General features: G+C 72.5%; 12 protein-coding genes. 7 read left to right on the top strand and 5 right to left on the bottom strand.

Annotation, left to right across the window (positions count from 1 at the left end; genetic code table 11):
* Positions 1–71 precede the first annotated feature (71 nt).
* The 7 genes from ACS5PV_RS29605 to ACS5PV_RS29635 all read left to right on the top strand — a co-directional run bounded on the left by ACS5PV_RS29605 (position 72) and on the right by ACS5PV_RS29635 (position 9,214).
* Positions 72–941: a GNAT family N-acetyltransferase gene (locus ACS5PV_RS29605; protein ID WP_455398915.1), complete on the top strand. Its 870-nt coding sequence runs from the start codon at positions 72–74 to the stop codon at positions 939–941.
* A 49-nt stretch (positions 942–990) separates the two neighbouring features.
* A complete protein-coding gene (locus ACS5PV_RS29610) occupies positions 991–2,268 on the top strand; it encodes an NAD(P)/FAD-dependent oxidoreductase (protein WP_455398916.1) in 1,278 nt (425 codons plus the stop codon).
* Positions 2,265–3,722 carry an aldehyde dehydrogenase family protein gene (locus ACS5PV_RS29615; protein ID WP_455398917.1) on the top strand — a complete coding sequence of 486 codons (1,458 nt, stop codon included), beginning with the start codon at positions 2,265–2,267 and terminating at the stop codon, positions 3,720–3,722. Before ACS5PV_RS29610 ends, ACS5PV_RS29615 begins: the two co-directional genes overlap by 4 nt.
* 198 nt (positions 3,723–3,920) lie before the next feature.
* The gene (gene ycaC / locus ACS5PV_RS29620; protein ID WP_455398918.1) at positions 3,921–4,568 is read left to right on the top strand and encodes an isochorismate family cysteine hydrolase YcaC; all 648 of its coding nucleotides are present in this window, start codon (positions 3,921–3,923) and stop codon (positions 4,566–4,568) included.
* Between the two features lie 105 nt (positions 4,569–4,673).
* Positions 4,674–5,576 (top strand): LysR family transcriptional regulator, encoded by a 903-nt coding sequence (locus tag ACS5PV_RS29625; RefSeq protein ID WP_455398919.1) that lies wholly within the window; start codon positions 4,674–4,676, stop codon positions 5,574–5,576.
* Between the two features lie 251 nt (positions 5,577–5,827).
* The gene (locus ACS5PV_RS29630) at positions 5,828–7,306 is read left to right on the top strand and encodes an amidase (RefSeq protein WP_455398920.1); all 1,479 of its coding nucleotides are present in this window, start codon (positions 5,828–5,830) and stop codon (positions 7,304–7,306) included.
* A gap of 456 nt (positions 7,307–7,762) precedes the next feature.
* Positions 7,763–9,214 (top strand): M81 family metallopeptidase, encoded by a 1,452-nt coding sequence (locus tag ACS5PV_RS29635; protein ID WP_455398921.1) that lies wholly within the window; start codon positions 7,763–7,765, stop codon positions 9,212–9,214.
* Positions 9,215–9,231: 17 nt separating this feature from the next.
* On the opposite strand, the gene ACS5PV_RS29640 is transcribed toward ACS5PV_RS29635, so the two are convergent.
* The 5 genes from ACS5PV_RS29640 to ACS5PV_RS29660 form a co-directional block, all read right to left on the bottom strand.
* Positions 9,232–9,378 (bottom strand): hypothetical protein, encoded by a 147-nt coding sequence (locus ACS5PV_RS29640; RefSeq protein WP_455398922.1) that lies wholly within the window; start codon positions 9,376–9,378, stop codon positions 9,232–9,234.
* Between the two features lie 329 nt (positions 9,379–9,707).
* On the bottom strand, positions 9,708–10,763 hold the full coding sequence (locus ACS5PV_RS29645; RefSeq protein ID WP_455398923.1) for a patatin-like phospholipase family protein: 1,056 nt from the start codon (positions 10,761–10,763) through the stop codon (positions 9,708–9,710).
* 126 nt (positions 10,764–10,889) lie between these two features.
* Positions 10,890–11,480 (bottom strand): histidine phosphatase family protein, encoded by a 591-nt coding sequence (locus tag ACS5PV_RS29650; protein ID WP_455398924.1) that lies wholly within the window; start codon positions 11,478–11,480, stop codon positions 10,890–10,892.
* The gene (locus tag ACS5PV_RS29655) at positions 11,480–13,240 is read right to left on the bottom strand and encodes a hypothetical protein (protein ID WP_455398925.1); all 1,761 of its coding nucleotides are present in this window, start codon (positions 13,238–13,240) and stop codon (positions 11,480–11,482) included. Before ACS5PV_RS29655 ends, ACS5PV_RS29650 begins: the two co-directional genes overlap by 1 nt.
* Before the next feature lie 313 nt (positions 13,241–13,553).
* Positions 13,554–16,562 (bottom strand): response regulator, encoded by a 3,009-nt coding sequence (locus ACS5PV_RS29660; protein ID WP_455398926.1) that lies wholly within the window; start codon positions 16,560–16,562, stop codon positions 13,554–13,556.
* Positions 16,563–16,805 lie beyond the last annotated feature (243 nt).

The raw sequence follows: 16,805 nt of genomic DNA on the forward strand, positions 1-16,805 counted from the left end.
GCGCGGGACCGCCCTCCCCCACGGGCGGATGCCGCGGCGCGCCTCCCGCCACCGCCTGAGACGCCCCTTCCATGGACATCGCAACCCTCCCGGATCGCCGGATCGCCACCGACGCCGTCGCCCTGGTGCCGTTTGCGCCAGCGCACCTGCCCGGCGCGCTGGCGCTGTCGCGGGAGATGTCCTGGCCCTACCGGCTCGAGGACTGGGACTTCGCCCTGCGCGTCGGCCGCGGCTTCACCCTGGAGCGCGACGGCGCGGTGATCGGCACCGCCGCCTGGTTCCCCGACGAGGCCGACCACGCCACGATCGGGATGATCATCGTCGCCGGCGCGGCGCAGGGGCGGGGCCACGGGACGCGGCTGGTCGAGGCGCTGCTCGGGGCGGCGGGCCCGCGGACCCTGCTCCTCAACTCGACCGCCGAGGGCCGCGCGCTCTACGCGCGCTACGGCTTCACGCCGGTCGGCACCGTCCGGCAGCACCAGGGCCCGTACCGGCACCGCGGCGCGGCCGCGCCGGACCCGGCCGTGCGGGCGATGGGGCCGGGCGACGTCGGGGCGATCGCGGCGCTCGACCGGGCGGCGACCGGCTTCGCGCGGCGCCCGCTGCTGGCGCGCCTGATCGCCGCCGGCGAAGGCTGCGTTCTCCTGCGCGACGGCGCGCCCGCCGGTTACGCCATCGCCCGCCCCTTCGGCCGCGGCCACGTGATCGGCCCGGTCGTTGCCGGGAGCCCGGACGAGGCGCGCCGCCTGATCGCCGCGGCGCTCGCCCGCCTCGACGGCGGCTTCGTGCGGATCGACCTGCCCGAAGGGGCGGACCTCTCGCCGTGGCTCACCGGGATCGGCCTGCCGCAGGTCGGCGATGCCCTCACCATGGTGCGCGGGGTAACTCCGCCGACCGGGCCGGCGCGCCTCTTCGCCCTCGCCAACCAGTCGTTCCATTAGCGCCGCGCGAAACGCCGTCGCTTCTCCGAAACACGATCCCGGTGCCGCTATGAAGCTCACATCCTATTGGCTGGACACGTCCGCCCCGTTCGCGGGCGGCGCCACGGGGCCGGTCGAGGGCGCCTGCGACGTCGCGGTGATCGGCGGCGGCCTGACCGGCTCCTCCGCCGCCCTGGCGCTCGCCAGGAAGGGCGCCCGCGTCGTGCTGCTGGAGGCCGACATCATCGGCGGGGCCGCGTCCGGCCGCAACGGCGGCATGTGCAACAACGGATTCGCGCAGGATTACGCCACCCTCTCGGGACGGCTCGGCCGGGACGCCGCCGACACGCTCTACCGCGCCTTCGATGCCGGGGTCGACACGGTCGAGCGGCTGGTGCGGGAGGAGGCGATCGATTGCAGCTTCGCTCGCGTCGGCAAGATCAAGCTGGCCGCCAAGCCCGAGCACTACGACAAGCTGGCGCGCAGCCAGGAACTGCTGGCCTCGACCGTCGATCCCGACACCGCGATGGTGAGCCGCGCCGACCTGGCCGCCGAGATCGGGTCCGAGCGCTATTACGGCGGCCTGATCTACCGCAAGAGCGCGGCCCTGCATGTCGGGCGCTTCGTCCGGGGGCTCGCCGAGGCCGCCGCCCGGCGCGGCGTCGCGGTCCACGAGCGCACGCCGATGACGAGCCTGAAGGCGGCGCCGGGCGGGGGCCACCTCGTCGGCACGCCGAAGGGCACGGTGCGGGCGCGTCAGGTGCTGCTCGCCAGCGGCATCTCGCAGGCCGGGCCGCTCGGCTGGGTGCGCCGGCGCATCGTGCCGGTCGGCGCTTTCCTGATCGCCACGGAGCCTCTGCCCGTCGCGATGCTCGACCGGCTGACCCCGCGGCGGCGCAACGCCACCGACACCAAGAACCTCGTCAACTACTTCCGCACCACGCCGGACAACCGGCTGCTCTTCGGCGGGCGCGCCCGCTTCGCGGTGTCGAACCCGGCCTCGGACGAGAAGAGCGGCGAGATCCTGCGCGCGGCCCTGCACGACGTCTTCCCCGAGCTGCGGGACGTGCGCATCGACTATTGCTGGGGCGGCATGGTCGACATGACCCGCGACCGCCTCCCCCGGGCCGGCGAGCGCGACGGGATCTACTACTCGATGGGCTACAGCGGCCACGGCACCCAGATGTCGACCCTGATGGGCACCATCATGGCCGAGGTGATGGACGGGCGCGCCGAGCTGAACCCCTGGGGCGGGTTCGCCTGGCCGGCGATTCCCGGCCATTTCGGCCCGCCCTGGTTCCTGCCGGTGATCGGCGCCTATTACCGTCTCAAGGACCGCTTCCAATGACCGATCCCCTTCGGTACCTGGCGCAGGCCGGCATTCTCGGCCGCTACTACGGCGACGGGGCGTGGCGCGAGCCGGCCGGCACGGAGCGCGCCGGCGTCGTCGACCCGGCGACCGAGACGGTGATCGCCGAAGTCGCGCTGTGCGACGCCAGCGACGTCAAGCAGGCGGTCGCCGCCGCGCGGCGGGCCTTCCCGGCCTGGTCGCGCACGGCGCCCCACGAGCGCGCCGCGCTCCTCGACCGCGTCCACGGGCTGGTGCTGGAGCGGCTGGAGCTGTTCGCCCGGGCGCTGAGCGCCGAGATGGGCGCCCCCATCACGTATGCGCGCCAGGCGCAGGTGCCGCTCGCGGCCGCCCACCTGCGGGTCGCCCGCGACCTGCTCGCGACCTATCCGTTCCTGTCGCAGCGCGGCACCACCGCCATCGCCCGCGAGGCGATTGGCGTGTGCGGGCTCATCACGCCGTGGAACTGGCCGCTCTACCAGATCACCGCGAAGGTCGGCCCGGCGCTGGCGGCCGGCTGCACGGTGGTGCTGAAGCCGAGCGAGCTGTCGCCCTTGAGCGCGCTCCTCTTCGCCGAGGTGATGCACGACGCCGGCTGCCCGGCGGGCGTGTTCAACCTCGTCAACGGCACCGGGCCGGTCGTCGGCGAGGCGCTGGCGACGCATCCGGAGGTCGATATGATCTCGATCACCGGCTCGACCCGGGCCGGCGTGCTGGTGGCGCAGGCCGCGGCCCCCACCGTCAAGCGGGTGGCGCAGGAGCTCGGCGGCAAGTCGCCCAACGTGGTGCTGCCGGACGCGGATCTCGCCCGCTGCATCCCGCTCGGCGTCGCCGCGGCGATGCGCAACCTCGGCCAGTCGTGCAGCGCGCCGACCCGGATGCTGGTGCCCCGCGCGCGCCTCGACGAGGTCGAGGCCCTGGCCAAGCAGGCGGTCGCCGGCTTCGTGGTCGGCGATCCGCGGCGCGAGGAGACGACCCACGGCGCCATCGCCAACCGGGCGCAGTACGACCGCGTCCAGCAGATGATCCGGATCGGCATCGAGGAGGGCGCCAAGCTCGTCACCGGCGGCCCCGGGCGGCCCGGCGGCCTGGCGGCCGGCCTGTTTGCCCGCCCGACCGTGTTCTCCGAGGTGCGCCGCGACATGGCGATCGCCCAGGAGGAGATCTTCGGGCCCGTCCTGGCGATCCTGCCCTATGACGGCGTCGAGGAGGCGGTCGAGATCGCCAACGACACGATCTACGGGCTCGGCGCCCACGTGCAGGGCACCGATCTGGAGCAGGTGCGGGCGGTGGCCGGGCAGATCCGCGCCGGCCAGGTCCACCTCAATTCGCCCGACTGGGACCCGGCCGCGCCCTTCGGCGGCTACAAGCGCTCGGGCAACGGCCGCGAGTACGGCCGCGAGGGCCTGGAGGAGTACCTGGAGACCAAGGCGATCCTCGGGTTCTACCGGTGACCGGGACGGAGCCGTGATCCGCGAGGATCACGGTCTTTCGGCCTCGGTCATCCGCTCTCGCAGTTCCGCCTTGCGGCGCGACTGGGCATTATTTGGAAACGATCGTTTTCCATCGTTTCTCTTTTCGCCCAGAAACCTCCCGGACATACTCCCCTCCATCGAAGCAGCGCCGCACCGGCCACCCCGATGGAGACGACGATGACGAAGCCCTACACCCGCCTCGACCTCGACCAGGCCGTCGTCCTGCTCGTCGATCACCAGGCCGGCCTGATGTCGCTGGTGCGCGACTTCGATCCCGACCGCTTCAAGAACAACGTTCTGGCGGTGGCCGACCTCGCTGCCTACTTCAAGTTGCCGACCATCCTCACCACTAGCTTCGAGGACGGGCCGAACGGCCCGATCATGCCGGAGCTGAAGGCCAAGTTCCCGGACGCGCCGTTCATCGCCCGGCCCGGCCAGATCAACGCCTGGGACAACCCCGACTTCGTCGCCGCCGTGAAGGCGACCGGCCGCAAGCAGCTCGTCATCGCCGGCGTCGTCACCGAGGTCTGCGTCGCCTTCGTCGCCCTGTCGGCCATCGCGGAGGGCTACGAGGTGTTCGCCGTCACCGACGCCTCCGGCACCTTCAACCCGGTGGTGCGCGACGGCGCCTGGAACCGGATGTCGGCGGCGGGCGTGCAGCTGGTGAACTGGTTCGCGGTCGCCTGCGAATTGCACCGCGACTGGCGCCGGGACGTCGAGGGGCTGGCGACGCTGCTCGGCGACCACATCCCGGACTATCGCAACCTGATGACGAGCTACGCCGCGTTGCGCGGCACGATCCTGAATGCGGCTCCCGGCGCCTGAGCCGCGCCATGACGATGCGGGAGTTTCGTGACACATAACGGCCCTGCGTGCCGGCTCGCCTGACCTTCCTGGGCAGCGAGCCGGTCTCGGTCACGGGCTCCCGGCATGGCGAAGATCGTCGCTCTCCACTACTTCGCGGTCGTCACCCGCTGCTCGTCGCTGCGCGACGCCGCCACCCAGCTCGACATCCATCCCAACGTGCTGGCGCGGCACATCTCGCAGCTCGAATACTACATGGACGCGCCGCTCCTGGAGCGCAGCCCGCTCGGCATCCGGCTGACGGCGGCGGGCGAATTGCTCGCCGCCAAGCTCGACCGGACGATCAATGAACTCGACCACGTCGTGCGCCTGATCGACGACCTGAAGGGTCTGCGCGGCGGCCTCGTCGGCGTCCACGCCGCCGAGGGTATCGCCTCGGCGATCCTGGTGCCGGTGCTCGCCGCCTTCGCGGCCCGGCATCCGAACGTCCGCGCCCGCCTGCGCACCGGGACCGCCAAGGACGCGGTACGGGCGATCGAGGACGCCTCCTGCGACCTCGCCCTCACCTTCTTCGCCCCGGCCTCCGACGCGATCACGGTGGTCAAGCGGGTGCGGCTGCCGCAATTCATCATCGCGCCGCCGGATCATCCGGTGACGCGGGACGGCGGCACGGCGCCGGCCGCGCTCGCGGGCTACCGCTGGGTGCTGCCGGGCCCGGATTTCGGCGCGCGCAGCTACATCGACCGGGCGGCGGCGGAGGCCGGGTGCCGGATCGTGCCGACCTTCGAGGCCGCCTCCCTCGACCTCCAGCGCACGCTCATCGTGCAGGCCGGCGCCCTCGGGGTGCTGCCGCGCGCCACCGTCGCCGACGCGATTACCGCCGGCACGATGGTGGCGGTGCCCTTCCCCGACACGATGCCGGTCGAGACCTCCCTCGATCTCTGCGTCCCGGCCGACCGCCAGCCGAGCTTCGCCGCCGAGCGCCTGCGCCGCGAGCTGGAGGCCGCGCTGCTCCAGGTGAGGGCCTGACCGGCCGGGGAGTGCCACGGAAAGCGGTGCACGCCTCGCACGATTTCGTCGTAGTCAGGTCGCGTAGCCGAGCGCACCCTGCACCTGGGCACCGGTCGAGGCGGCCTCTGCCTGTTGCAACCGAGCAAGGATAAAGCGCGGGATCCCCTCTCCAGGCGATGCCGGGCTTGCCCGGCATGGCTGCAAGGTGTGGGAGAGGGGGACGCGCCTTATCCTGAAACGATACTGACAACGAGAGCAGGACCACACCGATGACCCTCGCCATGACCTGGGAGGAATGGGCGCAGCACGATGCCTGCGCGCTCGCGGCGCGGGTGCGCGCCGGGGAGGTGACGCCGGCCGAGCTCGCCGCGCAGGCCGCCGCCGGCGTGGCGCTGACGAACCCGGCGACGAGCGCCGTGGTCGAGCTGTTCGACGATTGCGTCGCGGACCCGGCCCGGGACGGCACCGACCTCGATGGGGCCTTCGCGGGCGTGCCGTTCCTGATGAAGGATCTCGGGCCGACCCTCAAGGGACGGCTGCAGGAGATGGGCTCACTCCTGATGCGCGGCAACCGCGCGACGGGCGACAGTCACCTCACCGCCAAGATGCGGAAGGCCGGCCTCAACCTCGTCGGTCGCACCACCACGCCGGAATTCGGCGTGTGCAGCTCGGCCGAGAACCCGGCGGTCTACGTCACCCGCAACCCGTGGAACCTCGACTTCACCACCTGCGGCTCCTCGGCGGGCTCGGCCGCCGCGGTCGCGTCCGGGGTAGTGCCGATGGCGCACGCCACCGACGGGGGCGGCTCGATCCGCATACCCGCCGGGGTGAACGGCAATCTCGGGCTTAAGCCCTCGCGCGGCGTGTTCTCGATCGCGCCCTACGGCTCGGACCTCACCAGCGTCGTGTCGATCCAGGGCTGCCAGTCGCGCAGCGTGCGCGACACCGCGACCTTCGTCGACCAGTGCCGCGGCGGTGCGCCGGGCGAGTTCATGCCGTACTGGACGTCCCCCGAGCCCTACGCGACCCTGATCGGGCGCGATCCCGGTCCCTTGCGCATCGCGCTGTCGCACGAATGGGGCGAGTACCGCGCCGTGCCGCAGCACGTCGCCGAGCTGGAGCGGATCGGGCGCTTCCTCGAGGGGTTGGGCCACCACGTCGAGTGGGCGCTGCCGGCGGTCGACATCCCGGCCGCCTTCGCGGCGCAGACCACCTGCTACATCACCAACTTCGCCCAGACCATCAACGGGCTCATCGCCGCCAAGGGCCTGGAGCGCCCGCCGGAAGACCTCGTCGAGCCGATGAACATCCGGATCTGGGAGGCCGGGCGCCACGCCACCTACGCCGAGCGGACGGCGATGCAGGCGACGTTCAACACCACCGCCCGGGGCTTCGGCGCCTTCTTCGAGGACTGGGACGTCATCCTGACGCCGGTCACCGCCCTGCCGACGCCGCGTGTCGGCACGACCGAGTACCTGACGATCAGCGACACCCCGTCGGTCCACGACTGGTTCGAGAACCTGTGGCGCAACTTCGCCTACACGCCGCTCGCCAACCTGTGCGGCATCCCGGCCCTGTCGATGCCGCTGGGCTGGAACGAGCACGGCCTGCCGCTCGGCATCCAGGCCCAGGCGCGCCAGGGCCAGGACGGGCTCCTGCTCCAGCTCGCCGCGCAGGTCGAGCGGGCGATCGGGGGTAAATGGAACGACGGGCGGCGGCCGGGGGTGCACGTGGCGGCGACGAGCTGAGCGGACACAGGCCGGTCCGGTTCCGGACGGCTTCGACACCCCCGATGTCATCCCGGGTTCCGCACCCGCGGCCCCGGGATGATCACGGTCCACGACACTGTCAGATAGGTACCGACGGGCCTACGATCCATCGTAAGCCACCTCCCTTTCCCGGACGACTGTAGCGTCAGCGGAAGGAGATCCGGGATCCAGCGCAAGGACGTGCCGCGAAGCGGCTCTGAATCCTGCACAGTTGCAGCCATAAGGACGCTTCGCGAGTTCTTGTGCTGGATCCCGGATCTCCTTCCACTTCGTTTCAGTCGTCCGGGAAAGGGGCGGTGGCTTACGATGAGGCGGTGGCCTCTCGGCACCGGAGCCTCCGATGTCGCGTACCGTGCGGGATGACACTGAGGATCTGGAATACCCTGGACCGACGGACGATTCCCGGTCGACGCGTCTCCCGGAGGAGAACCACCCGTGAAGCTCTTCATCGCCGCGCTCGGCACCGAGACCAACACCTTCTCGCCGATCCCGACCGGGCGCGCCGCCTTCCTCGACGACCTCCACGTCGAGACCGGCGCCTCGCGCCGCTCGGATCACTGGTTCGCCGGGCCGCTGCGGGTCTGGCGCGAGAGGGCGGAGGCCGCCGGGTACGAGGTGGCGGAGAGCCTGGCGGCCTTCGCGCCGCCCGGCGGGCCGACGCGCCAGGACGTCTGGGAGGAGTTGCGCGACCGCATCCTCGCCGACCTGAAGGCAGCCGGCCCGGTCGACGTCGCCCTGTTCAACCTGCACGGCGCGATGATCGCCGAGGGGGAAGACGATTGCGAGGGCGCGCTCGTCGCCGCGGCCCGGGAGATCCTGGGGGACAGGGCAACGATCGGGGTCGAGCTCGACCTGCACTGCCACCTGACCGACCGGATCGTCGCGGCCGCCGACGTGCTGCTCACCTACAAGGAATACCCCCATATCGACGTCGACGACCGGGCGCGCGACCTCTTCCGCCTCTGCGACGATGCCCATGCCGGTCGCACCCGCCCGGTGATCGCGGTCGCCGATTGCCGGATGCTGGCGGTGTGGCGCACGCCCAACCCGCCGACACGCGGCTTCGTCGACCGGATGAGCGCGGCGGAGGGGCGGGGCGGAATCCTGTCGCTGTCGCTCGCCCACGGCTTTCCCTGGGCCGACGTCCCGGATGTCGGCGCCAAGGTGGTGGCGGTCACCGACGGCGACCTAGGCCTGGCCAAGGCCACGGCCGAGGCGCTGGCCCGCGAGCTGTGGGAGATGCGGGAGGCCACGACCGACCGGCTGCTCTCCCTCGACGAGGCGGTGCGGGTGGCGCTCGCGCCGCCGGCGGGCGTCACGGTGCTGGCCGACGTCTCCGACAATGCCGGCGCCGGCTCGGCGAGCGATTCGACCTTCCTGCTGCGCGCCCTGGTCGCGGCCGGCGCGACGGCCTGCGCCATCGGCAGCTTCTGGGATCCTGTCGCGGTCCGGCTCTGCCGCGAGGCCGGCGCGGGCGCGCGGCTTCCCTTGCGCATCGGCGGCAAGACCGGGCCGATGTCGGGCGATCCGGTCGACCTCGCGGTGCGCGTCGTCGGCATCGTGCCCGACGCGGTCCAGACCTACGGCAACGGCAAGCAGGCGATGGGCGACTGCGTGATGGTCGAGGCCGGCGGCCTGCACGTCGTGCTCAACGCCACGCGCACCCAGGTCTTCCAGCCGAGCGTGTTCGAGCAGTTCGGCGTGCAGCTGAGCGATTACGCGACGGTGTTCGTCAAGTCGGCCCAGCACTTCAACGCCGGCTTCGCCCCGCGGGCCGACCGCATCCTGCACGTCGCCGTGCCGGGCAGCGCCAACCCGGATTTCTCGCGCCTCCACCTGCCGAGGGCCGCCCGCCCGCTCTGGCCGATCGTCGCCGATCCGTTCTGACGGGCAGGGTTCAGGCTTCACGCCGCGTCGAGCCGGGCGCCCCCCGTCTTCAAGGTGGAGACGAGCCTGTCGAGCATCACCCTGACATGCGCCCGGATCTCCTCGCCGGACGCGGTCGTGGCGCTCTCCGGACAATCGACCATGCGCCGTGCCTGAACCGTCATCGCGCTGACCCTTCTCGAGATTGGGAAACCGCTACGCCGACGCCACCGATACAGCACGGGATCGAACCTGTCTCATCACGATGATGCATGCTCAATACATCAAACAAGAGGCAAATTCGAACTTCCAGCTTTCACCCCGCAGCATGGCGGCGGTTTGTTGCGCCAGTATTGCGTGGAGGGCGGCCGAAAGGACGGGTCGCGCGGGGCGACACCTCCCCATCCGGACGAGGTGCGACGGTCTAAGTGTCTCTCACGAAACTCCCGGTCACCGGCGTCGCTCGATGTGGCGGCGCCAGCGCAGCGGGAGTTTCGTGAGGTGCACTAAGCCGTCAGAGCCTGGCGTAGGTGAAGCGACGCTCCGCCGGGCGGTAACTCGCGAGCCAGTCGGCCCCGCGCCCGGCGTCGCGGGCACCGGCCGCCCAGCGGTCGCGGATCGAGGAGGGCGAGAAGTCGAAGCTCTTCGCCGCGAGCTGGTCGGCCTGTGCCCGGTGGACGAGGTGCAGCAGCGTGACCGCCGGCCCGTGCGGGTCGAGCTGCTGGCGCAAGGCGTATTCCCGCTGAAGGCCCGCGATGGCGCGCCGGCCGGCGCTGGCGAAGATCAGGTCGTTCGCCCGCTCGAGGACCGCGTCGAGGGAGGCCGGGCGGGGCGCCTCCAGGCCGAACAGGTCGAGGGCGATGCAGGTGAGGTCCCGCTGCAGCTCTTCGGCGAAGATCGGGTCGAGGGGCAGGTTGTTGGTGTAGCCGGCGTCGCAGAGCAGGCGGCCGTCGACCTCCACCGGCGCGAAGGCCGGGATGATCGCGGTCGAGGCCAGGACGTGCTCGGGGCGGACCGTCCGGTGCGCGGTGTCGAAGTACACCTCCTCGCCGGTGGTGACGTCGACGCAGCCGATGGTGACGCGCATGTCGCCCCGGTTCAGCCGCTCGAAGTCGACGAGGCGCGCGAGGGTGTCGAGCAGGGGTGAGTGATCGAACAACGCCACGTCGTTCGGCATCCACGGCAGCGCCGACCACAGGCCGGGCAGGCGATGGCGAAAGATGTTGGGGCGGCCCCAGGCCAGGGTCAGGAGGGCGTGCAGGCCATTGTAGACCTGGCGCGGCTTGAGCATCTCGGTGGCGCTCGGCGCCGTGTGCTGGGTCGCCTCGTCCCAGAACTGGCGCAGACGCTCGACCCGGTGCTCGGGCGCGTTGCCGGCGATGATCGCCGCCGTGACCGCGCCGATCGACGCGCCGACGACCCAGCCGGGCTCGATCCCGCGCGCCTGCAGCACCTCGTAGCCGCCGGCATGATAGGCCCCGAGGGCGTTGCCGCCGGCGAGCACGAGGGCGGTGTCGTGGGGCCGGGCTTCCCGGGAGGGGGGCGATCGGTCGGGCGAGGGTTCGGTCATGCTGTCCGGGTGCGAGGAATCCGGGGCGGGGCCTTGCCCTTGCGGGCATCATCCCCGGCGCGGGGCTGCGGTTCCCGGCCCGCTCAGGCGGATGCAGCACCGGCCGCCGCCGCGCCTTGACCCAGGTTAACGTTCCACCGCCAGCAGCCGCCCGCCCTCGTCCATCCGGCAGCGGACCCACTCGCCGTTGCCGAGCGTGCAGCCGGTGACCGCGTGAATGAACCCGAAGTGGCACACGACCAGGGTATGGGCCCAGTCGGGATCCTCGGCCATGCCGGCGCCGAAAGCGGCGATGCGGGCCGCGAACAGGTGGTCGGGCTCGTGCTCCTCCTCGTCGTCGGCCTCGCGCCACCAGACCTCGTCCAGGTGGGCGAGGTCGAGGTGGGGCCAGGCGCGGGCGAGGTCGGTGCGGCACGTGCCGGTGTCGCAGCTCGCGCCCCGGCGCTCCCGTACCGCCGGCGTGACCAGGACGGGAAGGTCCAGGCGGGCGGCGACCGGGGCGGCGGTCTGGAGCGCGCGGGTCAGCGGCGAGCACAGGATGCGCCGCAGGCCTTGGCCCGCGAGCGCGCGGGCGGCGGCCTCCGCCTGCTCGTGGCCGAGCGGCGTCAGCGGCGCATCGACGATGCCGGGATCGAGGCCCGTGGCGTGGTGGTGGAGGTTGAACTGGCTCTGGCCATGGCGAAGCAGGATCATGGCGGGAGAAGTAGGGCGCGGCATCACGTTAGGCTCGCGACGCGCAGCCGCGCCGCGAGGTGCCGGCGGTAGCGCCCGGCCTCGGCCGCAAGCCGCCTGCCCTCCTCGGCATCGGCGGAGTGGACCGCCATCGTCACGGCGCCGAGCTGGAAGGCCGCGTAGGCGATCTCCAGCCACGCGAGGAGATCCGGATCGGGCTCCCGCCCGGTCCGCCGGGCGACGACCGCGTGCAGGCGCCGCCCCGCCGCTCCGTCGAGCCCGAGCTCGATCGCGGCACCCGCGAGGTCCCAGGCGACGTCCTGGCAACCGACGAGGTCGTGGGCGGCGTGGTGGTCGACCGCGTCGGTCTTCAGGATCGTGCCGTCCGGCCGGGCGAGCCATTCCCACCGGTGCAGGCGGTTGTCGGTCTCGACCGGGCGTATCCCCCCGGCGAGGCGGGGAAGGGCGTCACGCCAGCCGTCGACGGCGCCGGCCGCCGCCTCGCCGAGCGCCTGCGTGGCGTTGTGGCGGGCCATCTCCCACAGGGCGGCGAGGGAGGCGCCGCGGCCGGGCTCGCAGGCGAAGGCCGAGGCGCGAAACCCGAGATAGTCGCCGACCCGCTCGGCGAGGCGGAGGCGATCGAGGCGGGCGGGATCGAGCGGCGTCGCCCCCTTGATCCAGCGTTCGACCAGGAAGCCGTGGCAAAACCCCGCCACCTCCGGGGTGAAACCTGCCGCGTGCAGGGCCCTGGCGCGCCGGACCTTCCGCTCGCCCTCGGCGCCGAGGCCGACGAACTTGGCGAGCCAGGTTCCGGTCGCGGTCCGGGCCAGGAACTTGCGGCGCTCCTGCATCGGGTTCGCCGGCGGCCAGGCGGCGCGGTCGTCGGACCGATGAGCCCGCCAAGCTCCCCCCGAGATCTCCGCGAGCGGCGCGCTCAACGGCCCAATGAGGGGGGCGAGCCAGACTTCGAGCCGGTGCTCCGGCCGCTCGGCCCGGAGGACGAGGTCGTCGAAGGTCAGGACGTGGCGCCGGGCCTGCCCGTAACGCCGCCGCGTCTCCTCCGAGGCCTGGTGCCCCGGCTCGCCGCCATGGCTCGGAAACAGCGCGACGCGCTCCGCCGCGATTCCGCGGCGCTCCAGTTCGCAGAGCACCGCGCCGAACGAGCTGCCCGACAGTCCCGGCCCCTCGTCGGCGACGGCGACGGGCGATTCCGGGCCGAGGCGATCGCGCAACGCCTCCGACAGGTGAAGCTCACGCCGGAACGGATGGCCGCTCGGCCGGACGGTCACCAGATCGGTCGCCCCGAGTCCGGCCGCCACCATCGCGCCGAGGCTCGTGCCGATGCTGCGCAGGCCGATCACCGTCGCATCGGCGTCGAATCCGGAGGAGGAGGCTGCCAGGGCGTAGGCCTCCGGGTAGACGGCGTAGAAGGCGAAGCCCTCGGGCAGGCGGATCTCCAGGCGATCGGGCGGGAGCCCGGCGCAAGCTCGGGCGAGTTCGCCGCGATCCGGAATCTCGCCGGCCGCGAAGCCGCTCCGCCACGACGCCCAGACGGACCTTGCGAGCCGCAGCAGCAACCCGGTGAGCCGGGCCGTCGCACCCTCCTGCGCGTCCCGGCCGGTCTCCCGGAACGCCGCGTCCGCCACGCCCTGCACGACTTCGCCCGCCGCGATCAGCGCGCGTACCAGCGCGGCGTGGCGCGGAAGGCCGGGACCGAGCCCGCGCGCGGCCTCGACGGCCTCCAGCAGGCGGGCGATTTCGGCATCGGGATCGGTCTGGCGCCGGGCGTCGCCGTAGACGAGCATGGTCGGATTGCTCCACGGTCGGAGGTGGAGGGAAGTTGCGGAGGCCATCCCGTTCCCCCGCAGCTTATCCTATCCACGACCTCATCCTGAGGTGTGGAGCGATCGAAGATCGCGGAGCCTCGAAGGAGGCCTCCAGGGTTCGCCGCGATATCTGGAGGCCTCCTTCGAGGCCGCTACGCGGCACCTCAGGATGAGGTTGTGGATGGGAGTTGTGGATGGGACACGGCTGGATGTTCTCTTGGTTCTCCTGATTACCCGTCAGTGATGTGAACCGAGTGGCCAGCCGTATCTCTGACCGCAGGACGTACCTCCCTCACGGCGCCACCGCCCGATCCGGCGCCTCCGGCACCACCTCGTCCCCCACCCCCGGGCTCATCAGCCCGCGGAGCGTCGCCGCGAGGTCGGCCATGCCGAGGCCCGCCTTCGGCAGGATGCGGTCGGCCTGGCCGGCGAGGCGGCGGCGGTCCTCGGCGGTGACGTCCTTGGCGGTCAGGACGACGACCGGGATGTCGCGCCATTCCGGCCGGTCGCGCAGGGCGCGCAGGAAGCCGAAGCCGTCGAGCTCCGGCATCATCAGGTCGAGGAGGATCAGGCCGGGCTTGCGCACCCCGACCGCCTCCAGGCCGGCGAGCCCGTTCTCGGCGCTCGCCACCCGCCAGCCCTCGCGGGTCAGCATCGTGGTCATGCGCTCGCGCACGTCCGGGTCGTCGTCGACCACCAGGACCGGCCCCTCGTGGATGGCGGGCCGGAAGCGCTCCATCGCCTCCTTGAGCGCCCCCCACTCGACCGGCTTGTGCAGGTAGTCGGTGGCGCCGAGGGAGAAGGCGAGGTTCTGCTCGTCGAGCACCGTGACCATGATGACCGGCGTCGCGCCGAATTCGGGGTCGGCGCGCAGGGCACGCAGCACCGCCCAGCCGTCCATGCGCGGCATCGTCACGTCGAGGAGGACGACGCGGGGGCGTAGACGCCGCGCCTGCTCCAGGCCGGCGCGGCCGTCCGCGGCGGTCGCGACTGTGAACCCGTCGCGGCGCAGGAAGCGGGCGAGGAGATCGCGGGTCGCCGGGTCGTCGTCGACGACGAGGACGAGGTTGGAGCCGGTGTCGGGCCGCGTGCCGACCGCCGCCGCCGCCGGCTCGGGCAGGCCCTCGCCGGCGGGCTCGGCCGGGTCGCGCTCCTCGTAGAGCGCCGGCAGTTCCAGGGTGAAGGTGGTGCCCTCAGCAAGCCGGCTCGTGACGGTGATCTCGCCGCCGAGCATGTGGGCGAAGGCGCGGGTGATGGCGAGGCCTAAGCCCGTGCCGCCGAAGCGGCGGGTGGTCGAGGCGTCGGCCTGGGTGAAGCGCTGGAACAGGCGCGCCTGCTGCTCCTCGCTCATGCCGATGCCGGTGTCGGTGACGGTGAAGACCAGCCGGTCGCCGCCCTCGCGGTGCTCGCGCGCGGCGTGAAGCGTGATGGTGCCGGCCTCGGTGAACTTCGCGGCGTTGCTCAAGAGGTTGATCAGGCACTGCCGCAGCTTCGTCGCGTCGGTGTGGGCCCGCCCGAGGTGATCGCCGAGGGTCAGGCTCAGGGTGTTGCCCTTCTTCTCCACCAGGGCGTCGACGGTGGTGGCGACCTCCCGCACCGTCTCGGCGACGTCGATCTCCTCGGCGTAGACCTCCATCCGCTCGGCCTCGATCTTCGAGAGGTCGAGCACGTCGTTGATGAGGCCGAGGAGGTGGCGGGCATTCGCCTCGATCTTGCGCATGTCGGCGAGCAGGCCCGCCTCGCCGAGATCCTCCAGCTCCTCCTGCAGCATCTCCGAGTAGCCGATCACCGCCGAGAGCGGGGTGCGCAATTCGTGGCTCATGTTGGCGAGGAACTGGCTTTTCGCGCGGTTGGCCTCCTCCGCCGCCTCCTTGGCGGCCTCGAGCGCCAGCTCGGCCTCCTTGCGGGCGGTGACGTCGGCATGGGCGCCGACCCATTCGCGCACCCGCCCGTCCTCCTCCAGGATCGGGACGGCGCGGCCCTCCATGTGGCGCCAGACCCCGTCGTGGCGGCGCAGCCGGTGCTCGATGGCGTAGAGCGTGCGCGAGGCGACCGCCCGCTCCCAGGCGTTCCGCGTCGCCTCGCGGTCGTCGGGATGGACCGCCGCGAGGAAGCCCTGGCCGGCGGCCTCGGCCGGCGCCTGGCCGGTGAAGCGGGTCCATTCCGAGGTGGCCTGGCGGAAGGCGCCGTCGGGCGTGGTGGTCCAGACGATGGCCGAGGTCGCCTCGGTGAGGGAGCGGAAGCGCTCCTCGCTGTCGACGAGGCGGCGCTCGGCGATCTTCCCCAAGGTCACGTCGGCCATGACGATGCCGACGCCGTCGGCCCGCTCGCCCTCGGGGCCGCGGCCGCGGCGGCGCAAGGGGAAGAAGCTCGCCTCGAAGTGGCGGATCCCGCCCGGTGCGCTCGGGGCCGGCACCGCGACCGCGACGTTGGCGGTGACGAGCCCGCTGTCGCGCGCCGCCGCGAGCTTCGGCCCGAGCTCGTCGCGCAGGGAGGGCAGCAGCGCCCAGATCGGCGCGCCGAGATCGGCGCCGAAGCCGCGCTCGCTCATGTTGCCCAGCGCCCGGTTCATGTGCTGGAGGTTCAGGTCGCGGTCGAGGAAGCCGAGGCCGACGGGGGCGTTTTCCAGGACGCTCTCCAGCAGGTCGGCCATGCGCTGGCTCTCGCGGCGGCGCACCAGGGCGAGGCGGGCGAGCAGCCCGACCGCCGCCAGCGCGGCGGCGAGCGTCACGAGCGGCAGGAGCGGCGAGCGCAGGGCATCCGTCCCGGCGAGGCGGCGCAGGTCGGCGGTGGCCCGGTCCTGGACCTCCCGCGTCAGGTCGCGCACGGCGTCCATGGTGCGCTTGCCCTCCCCGGTCTGGATCAGCGCCAGGGCGGCCTCCTGGCCGCCGGCCCGGCGCGCGGCGACGACCCGGGCGGCGTAATCGGTCTCGGCAGCGATCACGCCTCGGCGCCGCTCCCGCACACCCCGGTCGGGCGTGACGGCATCGATGGCGGCGAGTTCGCCGTCGATCCGGGCGAGCGCCGCCGTATAGGGCTCGAGGTAATCGTCGCGGCCGGTCAGGACGTAGCCGCGCTGGCCGGTCTCGAGATCCTTCATGCTGGAGAGCACCCGCTCGCTCAGCGCCGTGACGCGCGCCAGCCGCTCGGCCTCGGCCCGGCTGCGCGCCCCCTCGACGTAGTTCCAGCCGCCCGCCGCCACCGCGACGACGAGGAGGAGGAAGGCCAGGGGCGATCCCGGCAGGCGCCGGCCGGGGGCGAGGAAGCGCCAGCGGTGGGTGGAGGCGGTCTTGCTGCTCATGTCACCTTGCTCTCGGCGCCCCGCGGGAGCCGCGTCGGTCCGTCAGGAAACGCCCGATCCCCGGCATCGCCCGCCGGGCCGGCGGCCGAATTGTCGTGCGACAGGAACCGGACCCTGCCGGCGAGCGCAAGGGTGAAAGAACCCGGCCGAGCCCCCGGCAGGGGACGAGGTGCGCGAAAGCCGCGCAGGGTGAAACCATGTCGCCGGCCGCACGTCACCTCCGGGCCGAGGAACTCAGGGTGA

It is taken from the genome of Methylobacterium sp. Gmos1 (assembly GCF_053764715.1).